General features: G+C 74.1%; 13 protein-coding genes and 1 riboswitch. Of the genes, 4 read left to right on the top strand and 9 right to left on the bottom strand.

Going from position 1 to position 17630, the window contains the following annotated elements; genetic code table 11:
• Positions 1–2: 2 nt before the first annotated feature.
• Genes V9U69_RS01120 through V9U69_RS01110 form a run of 3 tightly spaced genes read right to left on the bottom strand, consistent with a single transcriptional unit; the run spans position 3 to position 4130 of the window.
• On the bottom strand, positions 3–944 hold the full coding sequence (locus tag V9U69_RS01120) for a carbohydrate ABC transporter permease (RefSeq protein WP_337059445.1): 942 nt from the start codon (positions 942–944) through the stop codon (positions 3–5).
• A 35-nt stretch (positions 945–979) separates the two neighbouring features.
• Positions 980–1933 (bottom strand): carbohydrate ABC transporter permease, encoded by a 954-nt coding sequence (locus V9U69_RS01115; protein WP_337059444.1) that lies wholly within the window; start codon positions 1931–1933, stop codon positions 980–982.
• Between the two features lie 4 nt (positions 1934–1937).
• Positions 1938–4130, bottom strand: a complete 2193-nt coding sequence (locus tag V9U69_RS01110) for an alpha-galactosidase (RefSeq protein WP_337059443.1) — start codon at positions 4128–4130, stop codon at positions 1938–1940.
• 208 nt (positions 4131–4338) lie between these two features.
• Here V9U69_RS01110 and V9U69_RS01105 point away from each other — a divergent pair, with 208 nt between their 5' ends.
• Positions 4339–5514 carry an ROK family transcriptional regulator gene (locus V9U69_RS01105; RefSeq protein WP_337059442.1) on the top strand — a complete coding sequence of 392 codons (1176 nt, stop codon included), beginning with the start codon at positions 4339–4341 and terminating at the stop codon, positions 5512–5514.
• 48 nt (positions 5515–5562) lie between these two features.
• Here V9U69_RS01105 and V9U69_RS01100 read toward each other — a convergent pair whose 3' ends face one another.
• Positions 5563–6408, bottom strand: coding sequence for a class I SAM-dependent methyltransferase (locus V9U69_RS01100; RefSeq protein ID WP_337059441.1), 846 nt, complete (start codon positions 6406–6408; stop codon positions 5563–5565).
• A 9-nt stretch (positions 6409–6417) separates the two neighbouring features.
• Positions 6418–6504: riboswitch (SAM riboswitch) on the bottom strand.
• A gap of 115 nt (positions 6505–6619) precedes the next feature.
• Here V9U69_RS01100 and acs point away from each other — a divergent pair.
• Positions 6620–8587 (top strand): acetate--CoA ligase, encoded by a 1968-nt coding sequence (acs, locus tag V9U69_RS01095; protein ID WP_337059440.1) that lies wholly within the window; start codon positions 6620–6622, stop codon positions 8585–8587.
• Between the two features lie 115 nt (positions 8588–8702).
• Here the strand turns inward: acs and V9U69_RS01090 are convergent, their stop codons facing one another.
• Both V9U69_RS01090 and ndk read right to left on the bottom strand, forming a co-directional pair.
• Positions 8703–9470, bottom strand: coding sequence for an SDR family NAD(P)-dependent oxidoreductase (locus V9U69_RS01090; RefSeq protein ID WP_337059439.1), 768 nt, complete (start codon positions 9468–9470; stop codon positions 8703–8705).
• Between the two features lie 485 nt (positions 9471–9955).
• Entirely contained in the window at positions 9956–10390 is a 435-nt protein-coding gene (gene ndk / locus V9U69_RS01085; protein WP_337059438.1) for a nucleoside-diphosphate kinase, read from the bottom strand.
• Positions 10391–10474: 84 nt separating this feature from the next.
• On the opposite strand from ndk, the gene V9U69_RS01080 reads away from it, so the two are divergent.
• Together V9U69_RS01080 and V9U69_RS01075 are read left to right on the top strand one after the other, a co-directional pair.
• Complete coding sequence (locus V9U69_RS01080) at positions 10475–10729, top strand: hypothetical protein (RefSeq protein ID WP_337059437.1); 255 nt, start codon at positions 10475–10477, stop codon at positions 10727–10729.
• Positions 10730–10834: 105 nt separating this feature from the next.
• Complete coding sequence (locus tag V9U69_RS01075) at positions 10835–12292, top strand: sugar porter family MFS transporter (protein ID WP_337059436.1); 1458 nt, start codon at positions 10835–10837, stop codon at positions 12290–12292.
• Between the two features lie 79 nt (positions 12293–12371).
• On the opposite strand, the gene V9U69_RS01070 is transcribed toward V9U69_RS01075, so the two are convergent.
• Genes V9U69_RS01070 through ileS form a run of 3 tightly spaced genes read right to left on the bottom strand, consistent with a single transcriptional unit; the run spans position 12372 to position 17391 of the window.
• Entirely contained in the window at positions 12372–12755 is a 384-nt protein-coding gene (locus V9U69_RS01070; protein ID WP_337059435.1) for a DUF4233 domain-containing protein, read from the bottom strand.
• The gene (locus tag V9U69_RS01065) at positions 12752–14140 is read right to left on the bottom strand and encodes a bifunctional folylpolyglutamate synthase/dihydrofolate synthase (protein ID WP_337059434.1); all 1389 of its coding nucleotides are present in this window, start codon (positions 14138–14140) and stop codon (positions 12752–12754) included. Before V9U69_RS01065 ends, V9U69_RS01070 begins: the two co-directional genes overlap by 4 nt.
• Positions 14137–17391, bottom strand: a complete 3255-nt coding sequence (gene ileS / locus V9U69_RS01060; protein ID WP_337059433.1) for an isoleucine--tRNA ligase — start codon at positions 17389–17391, stop codon at positions 14137–14139. The genes V9U69_RS01065 and ileS overlap by 4 nt, the downstream gene beginning before the upstream one ends.
• Positions 17392–17630: the final 239 nt, after the last annotated feature.

Below are 17630 nucleotides of genomic sequence, written 5' to 3'. Positions count from 1 at the left end.
CCTCACTTGATGCCGGAGAAGCCGATGGAGTTGACGACCTTCCGGCTGAAGATCGCGAACAGGACGATGATCGGCAGGGCGGCGAGCAGCGTGGCGGCCATCAGCCCCGCCCAGTCGGGCGAGCCCTGCGGGGTCTGGGCGCGGAAGACGCCCAGACCGACGGTGAGCACGCGGACGTCGGGGTCGCTGGCGACGAGCAGCGGCCAGAAGTACTCGCCCCACGCCTGGATGTACTGCAGGATCGTCAGGGTCACCAGCGGCCCGGACGCCATGGGCAGGATCACGGTGAAGAACCTGCGCACGGCACCGGCGCCGTCGAGACGCGCCGCCTCCTCCACCTCGTGCGGGATGCCGAGGAAGAACTGCCGCAGGAAGAAGATGGCGAACGGCGTCATGAAGAAGAACGGCAGGACGATCGCGGCGTAGGTGTTGAGGATGCCGAGGTCCCGCATGAGAAGGAAGTTCGGCAGCTGCGTGAAGATCGGCGGGACCATCAGGGCGGTGAGGAAGAGGAAGAACACCGCGTCGCGCCCGGGCCAGCGCAGCCGGGAGAAGGCGTACGCCGCCAGCGCACCGAAGAACACCTGCCCGGCGGTGATGAGGGTCGCCACGACCACGGAGTTCAGCAGGTACCGGCCGATGTTCACCGAGGCGCCGGAGCCGGCCTGGGCCTGCGCCTCCTCGGTGCTCGCCAGCCCCAGGACCCGCTCGAAGGCGCCGAGGGTCGGCTCGACGGGCAGCAGGTTCGACGGCTGGGTGGCGAGGTACGCGCCGTTGGAGAACGCGGTGCGCAGCATCCAGTAGAACGGGAAGAGGGTCACGAGCACGATGAGGACCAGCGCGGTCCAGGCGAGGACCCGCCCGGCCCCGGGCCTGCCCCGGCGGTTCCTGCTGGTCCGCGAGACCGCGGCGGCCTCGTCGAACGTCGTCACTGCGGTGGCCACGTCGCCTCCTGGGGATCGTTCGCTGCGGGTCGCGCTCAGGCGACGTCGGACTGGTTCGCCCGCATCAGCCGCAACTGGACGAAGGCGACGGCCGCGAGGATGAGGAACAGGACGACCGAGACCGCCGACGCGTACCCGAACTGGTAGCGCTGGAAGGCCAGGTCGAAGATGTAGTACTGGATGACCTTGGTGGCGTCGGCGGGGCCGCCGGCGGTGGTGACGGCGACGGTGTCGAACGCCTGGAACGAGCCGACGACCGTGATGACGAGCACCAGCGCCAGGATCGGCCGCAGCAGCGGCAGCGTGATGCGCCAGAACATCTTCCACTCCGAGGCGCCGTCCACCCGGCCGGCCTCGTACACGTGGTCGGGGATCATCAGCAGACCGGCGAAGATCAGCAGCGCCGTGTACCCCAGGTGCCGCCAGGTGTTCACCAGGGCGATCGTCGGGATGGCCCAGTCCTGGCTGCCGAAGAACGGGATGGCGTCGAGGCCGATCCAGGTGAGGAACTGGTTCGTGATGCCGATCTGGGCGTCGAGCATCCAGTAGAACACCAGCGCGACGACCACGTTGGAGATGAGGTACGGCAGCACGATGACGCTGCGGACGAGGACCGAGCGGGTCAGCCGGTGCAGCAGGACGGCCAGCAGCAGCGCCAGGACGGTCTGCGTGCCGATGTTGATGACGACGTACTGCACCGTCACCTTCATCGCGTTCCAGAACGTGGGGTCGTCCAGGATCGCGGCGTAGTTGTCCAGGCCCACCCAGGTGGGGCGGTTGAAGACGTCGAAGTCGGTGAAGCTGTAGTAGAAGCCCCGCAGGGTGGGCCAGAAGTAGAAGACGCTGAACCCCAGCAGCGCCGGCAGGACGAACGCCAGGGCCGTGAGGCGTTCGCGGCGGGTCCCGTTGCTGTCCGGGCGGTAGCCGTGGACCTGCAGGCTGGGCCGGAGCGAGCTGCGGGTGCGAGCGGCTCTGCTCGTGAGCGCCATGGCGTCAGACCTTCCGGGTGCGCAGGAGGAGGAGCTGCTGCGGCTGCAGGAGGCAGGTCGTCACGCCCACCGCGGCCAGCGCCCGGCCGCTCATCCTGATGCCGCCTCCCGCGGTCCACGGCAGGACGTCCCCGCCCTGCACCGCCGGGGTGTCGCCCGGCGGCTGAGGGGCGACGTGGTAGGTCGCGTCCGCCTCGAGGCCGGGCAGGCGGACCCGTCCGGGCACGCTGGTGTCGGGGGTGCTCAGCTGCACCACCGCGAACAGGCCGTCGGCGCCGTCGGCGGCCACGACGCCGTGCACGGCGGACGACTCGTCGTGCGGGTCGGCGCGCACGACGGTCCCGGTGTGCAGCAGCGGCCGCAGCTCCTTGTAGAGGGCGACCCACCGGGCGAGCTCCGCGCGCTCGGCGGGGTCCATCCGCGTCAGGTCGGTCTCGATGCCGAAGGAGGCGAACAGCGCGGTGCCGGCGCGGAAGGACAGGTCGCTGCTGCGGTGCGTGGTGTGGGACGGGGAGGCGCCGACGTGCGAGCCGATGAGCTCGGGTGCCAGCAGCTGCGTGGTCCACCGCTGGATCTGCTGGCGCTCCAGGGGGTCGATGCAGTCGCTGCCCCACACGCGGTCGGTGTGCTCCAGGACCTCCAGGTCGACGCGCAGGCCGCCGGAGGAGCAGGACTCGATCTCCACCCCGGGGTGGCGCTCGCGCAGCTCGTCCATGAGCCGGTACGCGGCGAGGGTCTGCGCGTGGACACCGGGCCGGCGGCCGGGCCCGGAACCGGCTTCGAGCAGGTCCCGGTTGTGGTCCCACTTCAGGTAGGCGATGTCGTTCTCGGTGAGCAGGGCGTCCAGTCGCTCCAGCAGGTACGCGTAGGCACCGGGGTTCCCCAGGTCCAGTACCTGCTGCTGGCGCGACGCGGGGGGCAGGACGTCCTCGCCGGGGCGCAGGATCCAGTCCGGGTGGGCGCGGGCCAGGTCGGAGTCGGGGTTGACCATCTCCGGTTCCACCCACAGCCCGAACTGCATCCCCAGGCCGGTGACGACGTCGATGAGCGGGGTGAGCCCGTCGGGCCAGACGTCCTCGTCGACGTACCAGTCGCCCAGGCCGGCGGTGTCGTCGCGGCGGTGCCGGAACCAGCCGTCGTCGAGCACGTACCGCTCGGCGCCGACCTCGGCGGCCGCCCGGGCCAGCTCGGTGAGGCGGCCGAGGTCGTGGTCGAAGTACACCGCCTCCCAGGTGTTGGCGATGACCGGGCGCGGGCTCGCGGGGTGGTGCGGCCGCGAGCGCAGGTGGGTGTGGAAACGGGCGGCGATCCCGTCGAGCCCGTGCTCGGAGTGGGCCGCGTACACCCACGGGGTGCCGTACCCCTCCCCCGTGGCCAGGCGCACCTCCCCGGGCAGCAGCAGCTCGCCGCCGCTCAGGACGGCGGCGCCGGTGTGCTGGCGCTCGGCGAGGGCGCGGTGGTTGCCGCTGAAGGCGACGTGCTGGGCCCAGACCTCCCCGGTGCGGAACCCGAAACCGGCGGTGCCGGCCGCCAGGACGAGCGGGGCGTCGGGGCCCGTGCGGCCGCGGCGGTTCTCGCGGGCGTGCGTGCCGACGACGAGGGGCAGGCGCTGCGGCACCCGTTCCTTGCCCCAGCGGCCCGCCATGTCGAGCAGCTCGGTCGCCACGGGCGGCACGGGCAGCGCGAGCGCGAGGGAGCCGACCTCGTAGGTGCCGGCACCGGTGTTGGTCAGGTGCGCGCGGTGGCGCAGCAGGCCGGAGGGCAGCAGCTCCAGCTGCAGGTGCACCGCGAGCGCGGCGGCGGGGTCCTCGGCGCGGACCTCGACGCGCCCGCCGAGCGGTCCGCCGTCGGTGACCTCGACCGCGGTGGGGGTGAAGCGGGTGGTCCAGGCGGTGCCGTCGCGGTGGCCGGCGAGGCCGGGGGTGCCGCTCCAGCCCTGGGCCTGCTCGGGCAGCAGCGCCAGGGGGCGTTCGACGTCGACGGCGTTGTTGGCGCGGGCGGTGGCACCGGCGGCGGCGAGGTCGTCGAGCAGGGCGGGCTCGAGGTCGCCGAGGTCGGCGCCCCAGTGCACGACGGAGGGGAGCTGGTCGGCGTGCGTGCGCAGGACGACGCTCACGCCCGCCGCCCGCAGGTGCAGCACCTCCCCGGGGCCGGCGGCCCGGGCGGCGGTGGGGTTCTCGTGCTGGAGCAGGGTCACGGCATCTCCGGGGATCACGTCGTCGTGGTCGGGATCGTGCGGTGGCAGAGTTGTACGGCAGAACTCTGGGTGACGTCAACGGTGACTCACGGCGGAGAAAACCCTTCCCCTCGCGGGTGCGAGCGCTTTCACGCTTCCGTCGCGGAACTCGGGTAGCGTGCGGGCAGCGCACCACCCCCGGGTGGACGACCCTCACCGAGGAGGCCCCGTGAGCCTGACGGCCCCGGCGCGGCCGGGCACGGCCTGGACCCCGCTGACCGGTCCCGCCCACAGCATCGCCCTGGAGGTCCTGCTCGACGGCCCGCTGCCGCGCAGCGAGCTGGCGCGCCGCCTGGAGCTGTCCCCCGGCAGCCTGACCCGGCTGTCCCGGCCACTGCTGGACTCCGGCCTGCTCGTGGAGACCACCGGGGTGTGCGACCCGGTCTCCGGGCGGCCGACCCGCCCGCTGGACGTGGAGGAGGACGGCCACCACTTCGTCGGGGTCAAGCTCACCGCCGACACCGCCTACGCCGTCCTGACGACCCTGCGGGCCCGCGTCGTGGCGGAGCTGCAGGCGCCGCTGCCGGACCGCTCCCCCGCCGCCTGCGTCGCCGTCGTCGGCGACCTGGTGCGCTCCCTGGCGGCTTCCCCCGGCGCCGGACGTGCGCGGGTGCGCGCCGTCGGCGTCGGCCTGGGCGGCCGGGTCGCGCGGGACGGGGAGGTGCTCTCCGCCCGGTACCTGGGGTGGGAGTCCGTGCCGTTCGGGCGGGCCCTGGAGGCGGAGCTGGGCCTGCCGGTGGTCGTCGACAACGACGTGCTCTCGCTGACCCGCGCGGAGCAGTGGTTCGGCACGGCCCGGCGCTGCGACCACTTCGCGGTCGTGGTGGTCGGCACGGGTGTGGGGTACGGGCTCGTCGTGCACGACGAGGTGCTGGACCACCCGGACGCCGGGGTGGGCCTGCTGGGGCACTTCCCGCTGGACCCCACCGGTCCCCTCTGCCCGGACGGGCACACCGGCTGCGCGGAGGCGATGCTCACCCGGGAAGCCGTCGAGGTGCGCGCCGGGCTGGCGCTGCGCCGACCGGTCGCGTTCGACGAGGTGCTGGCCCTGGCCGCGGCCGGCGAGCCGCTGGCGCGCCGGGTGGTCGACGACTCCGCCCGGGCGCTGGGCGTCCTGCTGGCGGCGATCGGGAACCTGACGATGCCGCGCAAGGTGCTGGTGTCCGGGGAGAACGCCGGGCTGGCGGAGGTGGGTGCCGAGGCGATGGAGTCGGGGATCCGCGCGCACCGCAACCCGCACGCCTCCGAGCTGGACGTCGACGTGCAGCACACGGGTTTCCCCGAGTGGGCGCGCGGCGCGGCGGTCACCGCCATCCGCACGTTCGTCCTGGGGCACCACCGCTGACCCGCCGCACCACCGGCACCGGCAGCCGGCTCGTGTGCGAGGTGCCCGTCAGCGGCGGCGGGCCACCAGGTGCCAGAACCGGGCGGTGCGCCGGAACTCCTCGCGCCGGCCGAGCTCCACCTCCAGCTCCTCCAGGTCCGCCACGACGCGCTCGTCGGTGCGCTGCGCCTCCTCCAGCAGCGTCGTCACCGTCAGCACCCCGGCACGGCCGTCGACCTCGCACCCGGCGTCCACCGCGGCCGCCTCGACGACGGCGGGGTCCAGGCGCAGCACCGAGCGGCCGGTGCCGGGGTCCGCACCGCGCTCGGCGTCCAGCAGCACCCACGCCTGCGCCGGGCCGTCGCGCAGCGCCGCGGTCAGCACGTCGGCGGCCGGGTTCGGCGCCATCAGCGACAGCAGCCCGCCGGGGCGCAGGGAGGACGCCAGCACCGCCACGTCGGCGCCGACCTGCGCGAGGCTGCCGCGGTGCTGCAGCACGTCGTGGCACAGCACCACGTCGAACGACCCGGATCCGCCGGCGCGGTGCCGGGTCAGCGCGGCCAGGGCGGTGAGGTCCTCCAGGTCCGCCGCCACGGTGCGCACCCGATCGCCGACCCCGGCGGCCGCCGCCGCGGCGCGCGCCGCCCCCAGCACGTCCGCGGAGGTGTCCAGCACCGTCACCTCGTGGCCGGCCAGGGCCAGCTGCAGCGCATCGCGCCCGTCGCCGCCACCGGCGTCCAGCACCCGCAGCGGCGCCGGGCCCAGCCGCGCGCACCGCTCGCGCAGCAGCGCCGCCAGCACCCGGTAGCGCAGCCGCCCCCACGGGGACTCCTGCCAGGTGGCCCAGGCGGCGGCCTCGCGGCGCGCGTCCTCGGACGCCGCCCCGCCGTCCGCGGCGGGCGTGCTGGTGCTCATGCCGTGCCTCCCCCATCGGTCCTGGCGTGAGCACCCTCCGCGCGGGGGTTGCTGCGGCGTCGTCGAGCCAGGTCTCTCGGCCGCTCTGGATGGTTCGGCCAGGGTACGGCACCGGCCGGGCCGGCACGGGGAGCCGCGCTGGGCCCCGGCCCACCCGCCCGGCGCGGATACGCTGGCGGCCCGACCCACGACCCCGGGAGGCCCCGCCCGCATGAGCACCGTCCCCGTCACCGCCGGCGACGACCTGGTCTTCCCCCCGCCGCTCGAGTTCGCCGCCCGCGCCAACGTGGGCGCGGAGGAGTACGCGCGCGCCGCGGCGGACCCGGAGGCGTTCTGGGCCGAGCAGGCCGGCCGGCTGCAGTGGGACGAGCCCTTCACCACCGTCTTCGACGGCTCGACGCTGCCGACGGCGCAGTGGTTCACCGGCGGGAAGCTGAACGTGGCGGTGAACTGCGTGGACCGGCACGTCGCCGCCGGGCGCGGGGAGAAGGTGGCCCTGCACTGGGAGGGTGAACCCGGCGACTCGCGCACCACCACCTACGCCCAGCTGCAGGACGAGGTGTGCCGGGCGGCGAACGCCCTGCAGGAGCTGGGCGTCGGCCACGGCGACCGGGTCGTGCTGTACCTGCCGGTGCTGCCGGAGACGATCGTGACGACGATGGCGTGCGCGCGCATCGGCGCGGTCGTGTCGCTGGTGTTCGGGGGTTTCTCCGCCGAGGCGCTGCGGTTCCGGGTCCAGGACACCGGGGCGAAGCTGCTGGTGTGCACCGACGGGCAGTTCCGCCGCGGGAAGGCGGTGGCCGTCAAGGGCGCCGCGGACGCCGCGGTGGAGGGCCTGGACCACGTCGAGCACGTGCTGGTGCTGCGGCGCACCGGGGACCTGACGCCGGACGTGCCGTGGACGCCGGGCCGGGACGTGTGGTGGCACGACGTCGTGGACCGGCAGAGCACCGAGCACGCCGCGCCGTCCTTCGACGCCGAGAACCCGCTGTTCATCATCTACACCTCCGGCACGACGGGTAAGCCGAAGGGCCTGGTGCACACCAGCGGCGGCTACCTCACCCACGCGTCCTGGTCGCACTGGGCGGTGTTCGACGTCAAGGACGACGACGTCTACTGGTGCCAGGCGGACCTGGCGTGGGTGACGGCGCACACCTACGAGATGTACGGGCCGCTGTCGAACGGCACCACCCAGGTCATCTACGAGGGCTCCCCGCTGACCCCGCACCCGGGCCGGCACTTCGAGATCATCGAGAAGCACCGGGTGACCACCTACTACACTGCCCCCACGCTGGTGCGCACGTTCATGAAGCACGGCCCGGAGCTGCCCGCCCGCTTCGACCTGTCCTCGCTGCGGCTGCTGGGCTCGGTGGGCGAGGCCATCAACCCCGAGGCGTGGCTGTGGCTGCACCGCGAAGTGGGTGGCGGCCGCTGCCCGATCGTGGACACCTGGTGGCAGTCGGAGACGGGCGCGGCGGTGGTCGCTCCCCTGCCCGGGGTGACCCCGCTCAAGCCCGGCTCGGGCACCGTCCCGCTGCCGGGCCTGGCCGCCACCGTCGTCGACGACGCCGGCCGCGAGACGGCCCCCGGCGAGACCGGCGTCCTCGTCATCACCCGCCCGTGGCCGGGCATGGCCCGCACCGTGTGGCGCGACCACGAGCGGTTCGTGAAGTCCTACTGGGAGCCGTACGCGCAGCAGGGCTGGTACCTGGCCGGCGACGCGGCGACGAAGGACGCCGACGGGTACGTCTGGATCGGCGGGCGCATCGACGACGTCCTCAACGTCTCCGGGCACCGGCTGTCCAGCATCGAGCTGGAGTCGGCGCTGGTGTCCCACCCGCGGGTGGCCGAGGCCGCGGTCGTCGGCGCTCCCGACGAGACGACGGGGCAGCGGATCGTCGCGTTCGTCATCACCCGCGGCGACGCGGCGGGCACCTCCGACGCGGCGCTGGCCGAGGAGCTGCGCGCGCACGTCGCCGAGGCGATCGGCCCGGTCGCCAAGCCCCGCGACGTGGTCGTGGTCCCCGACCTGCCGAAGACCCGCTCGGGGAAGATCATGCGCCGGCTGGTGGCGGACGTGACGGCCGGCCGCGGCGGCGGGGACGTCACCTCCCTGCAGGACGAGACGGCCCTGACCGCCGTCGAGGCCGCCTGGGCCGCGTACGCCGCCTCCCGCTGACCCCTCCTGCCGCGGAAACCATGGTTTCCGCCCTTCGAAGGACCCTCTGCGGGGCGGAAACCATGGTTTCCGCGGCAGGAGGGGCGGTGCGGGAAGGGGAGGATTCGGCACCGCCTCAGGAGATCTGCAGGCCGCCGTTGACGTCGTAGGTGGCGGCGGTGACGTACCCGGCGTCCGGGCCGAGCAGGAACTCCACCAGCGCGGCCACGTCGTCGACGGTGCCGACCCGTCCCACCAGGGCGTCGGCGGCCATCGCCGCCCGCCGCTCGTCGGTGAGCGGCCCGCCCATGATGTCGGTGTCCACCGGTCCCGGGGCGACGCAGTTCACCGTCACGCCCAGCGGGCTGACTTCCCGGGCCAGGGCCCGCGTGAGGCCGATGATCGCCGCCTTGGAGGCGCTGTAGGCGACCTTGGAGTAGGTGCCGCCGCCGCGCTGGGCGGAGACCGAGGAGGCGCTCACCACGCGCCCCAGGCCGCGCTCGACCATGCCCCGCACGAACCGCTGCGTGACGAGGAACGTGCCGCGCGCGTTGACGGCCATGACGCGGTCCCACTCCTCGGGGGTGGTGTCCAGGAACGGGGTCGGCGAGCTGACGCCCGCCAGGTTCACCAGCCCGACGACGGGCGGCAGGTCGCGCTCGACCGCGGCGGCGGCCGCCTCCACCGACGCCGGGTCGGCGACGTCGACCTGCACGCCGATCGCCGCGGCCCCCTCCTGCTCCAGCTCCCCGGCGACGGTGCGCGCGGCCGCGCCGTCGAGGTCGAGGACGGCGACGGACCAGCCGCCGCGCGCCAGGCGGTGCGCGAGGGCCCGCCCGATGCCGCGCGGCGAGCCCCCTCCGGTGACGACGGCGGTGCGGGCGGTCGGGAACTCGGTGGCCATCGGGTCCTCCTCGCAGGCGCTCGGGGCGCCGCCGCGCCCTCGGGGCGCCGCCGCGCCCTCGCGGCGACGCCGGGAACCCTAGACGCGCACGCCTGCGCCCGCACGGGTCGACAGGGGCGACGGGGCGCCGCCCGCGGGGACCGCCCCGCTCAGGCGCCGACGCCCCCGGCCCGGCGGGCGGCCTCGACGTCCATCCAGCTGACCTCCCACACGTGCCCGTCCGGGTCGCGGAAGCTCACCCCGTACATCCAGCCGAAGTCCACCGCCGGCGCGCACCCGGAGCCGCCGGCTCCGAGTGCAGGAAGCCCCTCCACTTCTCCGGCGCGTGCAGCAGGGCGAGGCGAAGGACGCCTCGGAGGCCCCCAGGTCGCCCACCGGCAGGTTGACGAAGATCATGCGCACGGCCGGTCTCCTTCGCGGGTCGGGGCACGGGCGGGCCCTCCCGCCCGTGGAGACCTCAGCGCGGCGCCGGGCTCATCGGCGCGTCAGAGGTTCGGGAACCACAGCCCGATCTCGCGGGCGGCGGACTCCTCCGAGTCGGAGCCGTGCACGAGGTTCTGCTGCACCTTCAGGCCCCAGTCGCGCCCCAGGTCGCCGCGGATCGTGCCGGGGGCGGCGGTCGTGGGGTCGGTGGTGCCGGCCAGGGAGCGGAACCCCTCGATGGCGCGGTGCCCCTCCACGACGGCCGCCACGACCGGGCCGGAGGACATGAACTCCACCAGCGGCTCGTAGAAGGGCTTGCCCTCGTGCTCGGCGTAGTGCCCGGCGAGCAGATCGCGGTCGGCGGTGCGCATCTGCAGCGCCACGATCGAGTAGCCCTTGGCCTCGATGCGGCGCAGCACCTCCCCGGTCAGGCTGCGCCGGACACCGTCCGGCTTGACGAGGACGAGGGTGCGCTGGGCGTCGGTCTGCGTGGCCACGGCCCGCACCCTACCGATCCCCCTGCTGGCACCATGGCGGCCCACCGGTGAGGGGCACCGGTCCGGCGACGACGGGAGGACGGCGTGGCGCTGCGCAGCGACCGCGAGGACACGCGGGGGCAGGAGGAGGCCCTGCGCGCCGCGCGGGAGGAGGCCGCCGCGGTGCTGGCCGAGCTGGCCGCCGAGGCGCGGGCCCTGTCGAAGGCGTACGCCTCCCGCTCGGCGGGCGTGCCCGACGGCTCGGCGCTGGCCGGGCTGGTGGACGCCGCCCGGCGCGCGGAGGAGGCCGTCGACATGGCCGCGCACGACCTGGCGACCGCCCGCGGCGAGGACGCCTGAGCCCTCCCCGGCGTGCGCGGTGCGGATCACGGGCGGACCATCGGGGACGGGCTCCGCACCGGAGCGCCCGTCGTCCGCGACGCCGCAGAGCACGAGGAGCCCGGGATGTCCACCGCCGGTGAAGACCCGCAGGCCGAGGAGGAGTCGAACACCACGACGAAGGTGGTGCTGATCTCCGTGGTGGCCGCCATCGGCGGTTTCCTCTTCGGGTTCGACACCGCCGTCATCAACGGCGCGGTCGACGCCGTCGCCGGTGAGTTCGACCTCAGCCCCACCCTGAAGGGCTTCGCGGTCTCCTGCGCCCTGCTCGGCGCGGCCCTGGGCGCCTGGTTCGCCGGCGGCCTCGCCGACCGGTTCGGCCGCAAGATCGTCATGATCATCGGCGCGGTGCTGTTCGCCGCCAGCGCCGTCGGCTCCGCCTTCGCCTTCGGGGTGGTGGACTTCATCCTCTGGCGCGCCCTCGGCGGCGTCGGCGTGGGCGTGGCCTCGGTCGTCGCCCCCACCTACATCGCCGAGGTGGCCCCCGCGCGCATCCGCGGCCGGCTGGGCTCGCTGCAGCAGCTGGCCATCACGGTCGGCATCTTCGTCGCCCTGCTCACCGACGCGTTCATCGCCAACTCGGCGGGCGGTGCCGCGGAGACCACCTGGCTGGGCTGGGAGGCCTGGCGCTGGATGTTCCTCGTCGAGATCGTGCCGGCCGTGGTGTGGGGCCTGCTCGCCCTGGAGATCCCGGAGTCCCCCCGCTACCTCGTCGCCCAGGGCGAGACCCAGAAGGCCGGCGAGGTCCTGCGCGAGGTGCTGGGCACCCGCAGCGCCGAGGCGGTGCGCCGCAAGGTGGGTGAGATCCGCACCAGCCTGCACCGCGAGGACGAGCCCAGCCTGCGCGACCTGCGCGGGCCGCGCCTGGGCCTGAAGCCGATCGTGTGGATCGGCATCCTGCTCTCGGTCTTCCAGCAGGCGGTCGGCATCAACGTGATCTTCTACTACTCCACGTCGCTGTGGCGGTCGGTGGGCTTCGAGTCCGAGGACGCGTTCACCACCTCCACCATCACCTCGGTCACCAACGTCGTGGTCACCTTCATCGCCATCGCCACCGTCGACAAGATCGGCCGCAAGCCGCTGCTGATCGCCGGTTCCGCGACCATGTTCGTCGCCCTCGCGGTCATGTCGGTGTCCTTCTCGCAGGCCGTCGGCACCGGCGAGGACATCAGCCTGCCCGGCGCCTGGGGGCCGGTCGCCGTGGTCGCCGCGAACCTCTTCGTCATCGGCTTCGGCGCCACCTGGGGCCCGATCGTGTGGGTCCTGCTGGGCGAGATGTTCCCCAACCGCATCCGCGCCGCCGCCCTGGCGGTGGCCGCCGCCGCCCAGTGGCTGGCGAACTTCACGATCTCCACGACGTTCCCGCCGATGACCGAGCACCTGGGCCTGACGTTCGCCTACGGCGTGTACGCGACGTTCGCGCTGCTGTCGTTCTTCTTCGTCCTGAAGGCGGTGCCGGAGACGAAGGGCCGCGAGCTGGAGGAGATGGGGACGGACGACGAGCCCGCCCCGCACCGCGCCTGACCCGCGCAGCGCGGCCGGCGGGCCGCCGCCGGGTGGTTCCCCCACCCGGCGGCGGCCCGCCGTCGGTCCAGCCGTCCGTTCAGCCCTCGGGACCGGACCGCCGCGCCAGCCCGCGCGCGACCTGCTCGCGCTCGCGCTCCACGCGCTCGCCGATGTGCAGGCACCCCCACCAGATGCCGGCGAAGGCGAGCCCGATGACGACCATCGTCCAGCGGAACACCTCGGGCACCACGAACCCGGAGGCGACGATGACGACCTGCAGCACCCAGCCGAGGGCGTAGCCGGCGCGCGAGCGCAGCAGCCCGGCGCACAGCACGCACAGCAGCACCAGCACCCCGCCGGCGACGAGGTAGCGGGCCTGCTCCTCGCGGTGCAGGGCGGTGGCGGCGAGGGTGGCGAAGAAGACCACCAGCGCCTCGGAGACCAGCGTGGACGCCGCGAGGACGCGCTTGGGGTTCCTCACCGCGCACCTCCCCGGGCCAGCAGCAGCCGGGCGTCCCCGGCGAGGACGACGGAACCGGCGACGAGGACGCCCGCTCCGGGACCGCCCTCGGACTCGGCGAGGTCCACCGCGGTCGCCAGGGCCTCGTCGAGGCGCTCGGCGACGTGCACGCGGTCCTCGCCGAAGACCCCCTCGGCGACGTCGGCGAGCTCGGTCGGCTCCAGCGAGCGGGTCGAGGACGTGCGGGTGACGACCACCTCGGCCAGGACCGGTTCGAGGGCGGCGAGGAACCCGTCGACGTCCTTGTCCCCCGCGATCGCGACGACGCCGACGAGCCGGGTGAGGGTGAACGCTTCGGAGACCGCCTCCGCCAGCGCCTGCGCCCCGGCGGGGTTGTGGGCGGCGTCCACCAGCACCAGCGGGGAGGTGCGCAGCACCTCCATCCGCCCCGGGGAGCTCGCGTCGGTGAACGCGGCCTCCACCAGGCCGGGCACCAGCGTGTCGCCGGGCAGCGCGAGCAGCGCCTCGGCGGCGGCGAGCGCCACCGCCGCGTTGGACGCCTGGTGGGCGCCGTGCAGCGGCAGCAGGACGTCGGTGTAGAGGCCGCCGCGGGTGCGCAGCGAGACCAGCTGCCCGCCCACGGCCAGGGAGCGGGACTCCACGGCGAAGTCGGCGCCCTCGCGCAGCACGGTGACGCGCTCGGCGGCGGCCCGCGCCAGCAGGACGCCGGCGGCCTCCTCCTCCTGAGGGCCCATGACGAACGTGGCGCCGTGCTTGACGATGCCGGCCTTCTGCGCGGCGATCTCCTCCAGGGTGGAGCCCAGCCACGCCTCGTGGTCCATCGACACCGGGGTGACGACGGCGACGTCGGACTCGACGACGTTCGTGGTGTCCCACGTGCCGCCCATGCCGGTCTCGATCACGGCGACGTCCACGGGGGCGTCGGCGAACGCGGCGAACGCCATGAGGGTGAGGACCTCGAAGAAGCTCAGGCGCGGGTCACCGCGCTCGGCGGCGCGGGCGTCGACGATCTCGACGACCGCCTCGACGTCGTCGAAGGCGCGCACGAACGCGGCCCGGTCGATCGGCTCGCCGTCGATCGAGATGCGCTCGGTGACGTCCACGAGGTGCGGGCTGGTGAACCGGCCGGTGCGCAGGTCGTGCTCGCGCACGAGGCGCTCGACCATGCGCGCCGTGGACGTCTTGCCGTTGGTGCCGGCGACGTGCACGACGCGGTAGGCGCGCTGCGGGTCGCCGAGCAGGCCGCACGCCTCGCGCACCCGCTCCAGGGTGGGGTGGACGCGGTGCTCGGGGTTGCGCGCGAGGATCGAGGCGACGACCTCGGCGTAGCGGGGGTCGTCGACGGGGGTGCGGGCCCGCTCGGAGCGCGGGTGGGGGCCGCTCACCGCTCCTCCAGCTTCTCGACGGCGATGCGGACCTCGTGGCCCTCGACGGAGGCCACGAGGGTGGCGCGCTCGGCGGGCAGGGCCTCGGCCTGCCCGGAGGAGCCGAACTGCTGCGCCAGGGTCTCGTCGACGACGAGGTTCTGGTGGGTGACGAGCGCCTCCCACACGGGCCCGTCCGCGGCCACGGTCAGCCGGATGCGGTCGCTGACGTGCAGGCCGGCGTCGCGGCGGGCCTGCTGCACGAGGCGGACGACGTCGCGGGCGACGCCCTCGGCGGCCAGCTCGGGCGTGACGGTGGTGTCCAGGACGACGAACCCGCCGCCGTCCAGGGCGGCGGTGGCCAGGCCCGGGTTCTCGCCCTCGACGGTGGTGGTCAGCTCGTACTCGCCCTCGTGCAGCTCGATCCCCCCGGCGATCACGGTGCCGTCGGGGCGCTCCTCCCAGTCGCCGGACTTCGACGCCTTGATGGCCTGCTGCACCTGCTTGCCCAGCCGCGGGCCGGCGGCGCGGGCGTTGACGGTGAGCTTGGCGCTGACGCCGTACTCGACGGCGCGGTCGACGTGCCCGAGGGCGACCTCGCGGACGTTGACCTCGTCGGCGACGAGCCTGCCGAACGGCTCGAGCGCGGCGGGGTCGGGCACGAGGACCTCCAGCCGGTTCAGCGGCAGCCGCACCCGCAGCCCGGCGGCCTTGCGCAGCGCGAGCGCCGACGAGCACGCCGAGCGCGCGGCGTCCATCGCGGCCACGAGCGCGTCGTCGGCGGGCAGGTCCACCGGGTCCGGCCAGTCGGTCAGGTGCACGGAGCGCCCGCCGGTGAGCGCGCGCCACACGTGCTCGCTGACGAGCGGCAGCAGCGGCGCGAGCATGCGCGCGGTGGTCTCCAGGACGGTGTGCAGGGTGTCCAGGGCGTCGCGGGCTCGCTCGGACTCCCCGTCCCAGAACGCGGCGCGCGAGCGGCGCACGTACCAGTTGGTGAGGACGTCGAGGAACTGCCGCACGCTCTCGCAGGCGCCGGCGATGTCGTGCTCGTCGAGCTGCGCGGTGACCGCGGCCACGGCGTCGTGCAGCTTGGCGAGCACGTACCGGTCCAGCACGTCCGGCGAGCTCGTGCGCCAGCGCGGGGTGTGGCTGGAGGTGCCGGAGTACAGCTGGAAGAACTGGAACGTGTTCCACAGCGGCAGCAGCACCTGGCGCACCGAGTCGCGGATGCCCTGCTCGGTGACGATGAGGTTGCCGCCGCGCAGGACGGGCGAGCTCATGAGGAACCAGCGCATGGCGTCGGAGCCGTCGCGGTCGAGGACCTCGGTCACGTCCGGGTAGTTGCGCAGCGACTTGCTCATCTTGCGCCCGTCGTCGCCCAGCAGGATGCCGTGGGAGACGCAGGTGCGGAACGCGGGCCGGTCGAACAGGGCGGTGGCCAGCACGTGCAGGGTGTAGAACCAGCCGCGGGTCTGCCCGATGTACTCCACGATGAAGTCGCCCGGGTAGTGGCTCTCGAACCACTCGGTGTTCTCGAACGGGTAGTGCACCTGCGCGAACGGCATGGACCCGGACTCGAACCAGCAGTCCAGGACCTCCGGGACGCGGCGCATGGTCGACTTCCCGGTCGGGTCGTCGGGGTTGGGCCGGGTGAGCTCGTCGACGTGGGGGCGATGCAGGTCGGCCGGGCGCACGCCGAAGTCGCGTTCCAGCTCGTCCAGGGAGCCGTACACGTCGGTGCGCGGGTACGCCGGGTCGTCGGAGACCCACACGGGGATGGGGCTGCCCCAGTATCGGTTGCGGCTGATGGACCAGTCGCGCGCGCCGGCCAGCCACTTGCCGAAGGAGCCCTCCTTGACGTGCTCGGGCACCCAGGTGATCTCCTGGTTGAGCTCGACCATCCGGTCGCGGATCTTCGTGACGGCCACGAACCAGCTGGAGACGGCGCGGTAGATCAGGGCGTTGCCGCAGCGCCAGCAGTGCGGGTACGGGTGGTCGTAGGTCTCCTGGCGCAGCAGCAGCGCCCCGCTGGGCACGCCGTCCTTCAGCGCGCGGGCGATGGGCTTGTTGGCGTCGAAGACGTGCTGGCCGGCGAAGTCGGGGACCTCGGCGGTGAACCGGCCGCGGGAGTCCACCGGCACCACGGGCACGATGCCGGCGGCGTCGGTGACGAGCTTGTCCTCCTCGCCGAAGGCGGGGGCGATGTGCACGACGCCGGTGCCGGAGTCGGTGGTGACGTAGTCGGCCGCCAGCACCCGGTGGGCGTTCTCGCGCCCCTCGAAGTACCCGAACGGCGGGCGGTAGCGCTCGCCGAGCAGGTCGGTGCCGCGGTAGCGGGCGCTGATCCGCTCGGCGGCGTCCTCGCCGAGCTCGCGGGCGTAGTGGCCCAGCCTCGCCTCGGCGAGCAGGAAGCGCCGGCCGTCGTGCTCGGTGCCGGGCGCGCCGTCGACGACGACGTAGTCCAGCTCCGGGTTCACGGCCATCGCCAGGTTGCTGGGCAGCGTCCACGGCGTGGTGGTCCAGATCAGGGCGAGGACACCGGCGAGCTCCGGGTGCGCCTCGGAGCCCAGCAGCGGGTACCCGACGGTGACGGCCGGGTCCTGCCGGTTGCGGTAGACGTCGTCCAGGCGGGTCTCGGAGTTCGACAGCGGCGTCTCGCAGCGCCAGCAGTACGCCAGGACGCGGAAGCCCTCGTAGACCAGGCCCCGCTCGTGCAGGGTCTTGAACGCCCACATCACCGACTCCATGTAGTCGGTGTCGAGGGTCTTGTAGTCGTGCTCGAAGTCGACCCAGCGCGCCTGCCGGGTGACGTACTCCTCCCACTCGCGCGTGTAGCGCAGCACGGAGGTGCGGCAGGCGTCGTTGAACCGCTCGATGCCCATGGACTCGATCTCGGACTTGTGCGTGATGCCGAGCTGGCGCTCGGCCTCGACCTCGGCGGGCAGGCCGTGGGTGTCCCAGCCGAAGCGGCGCTCCACCTGGAACCCGCGCATCGTCTTGTAGCGGGGCACGACGTCCTTGACGTACCCGGTGAGCAGGTGCCCGTAGTGGGGCAGGCCGTTGGCGAACGGCGGGCCGTCGTAGAAGACGAACTCCCCCGCGGCGGAGCCGCGCCGGGCGTCCACGCTGGCGGCGAAGGTGCCGTCGGCGGCCCAGGAGTCGAGGACGGCGCGCTCGATCTCCGGGAAGCGGGGGCTCGCACCGCTGTTCTCGGCGGGGCCGCCGCCCCGCTCGGGGGCCTGCTCCTGTGCTTCGTCCGTGACCTCGGACACGAGTGCTCCTCGACGACGTCGCTGCTGCCCGCGGGGACGACTCCCGCCGGGGCCGGCGGTGCCGCGGTACCACCCCGCTTGCCGCCGGCGCCCCTCCGCAGCGGGAGGTGCGACGACGACCGCTCGTCGTCCGGCTGTCACGGGCCGGACCCGTCCGGGTCTAGTGGGGCACCCGCCGGGGCGGGCGCCCGTTCTTCCGGAGGCTCACCGGTGATGGCCGGGTCGACGCCTGTGCACCC

Origin of the sequence: Kineococcus sp. G2 (genome assembly GCF_037154035.1) — a bacterium.
Lineage (GTDB): Bacteria > Actinomycetota > Actinomycetes > Actinomycetales > Kineococcaceae > Kineococcus.
The sequence above is the reverse complement of the archived record's forward strand: the minus strand, read 5'-3'. Positions and strand labels throughout refer to the sequence as shown.

Coding starts and splice junctions, on each gene's coding strand:
- V9U69_RS01115 (WP_337059444.1), bottom strand. CDS start 1,933: ATGGCGCTCACGAGCAGAGCCGCTCGCACCCGCAGCTCGCTCCGGCCC.
- V9U69_RS01100 (WP_337059441.1), bottom strand. CDS start 6,408: ATGAGCACCAGCACGCCCGCCGCGGACGGCGGGGCGGCGTCCGAGGAC.
- acs (WP_337059440.1), top strand. CDS start 6,620: ATGAGCACCGTCCCCGTCACCGCCGGCGACGACCTGGTCTTCCCCCCG.
- V9U69_RS01090 (WP_337059439.1), bottom strand. CDS start 9,470: ATGGCCACCGAGTTCCCGACCGCCCGCACCGCCGTCGTCACCGGAGGG.
- V9U69_RS01075 (WP_337059436.1), top strand. CDS start 10,835: ATGTCCACCGCCGGTGAAGACCCGCAGGCCGAGGAGGAGTCGAACACC.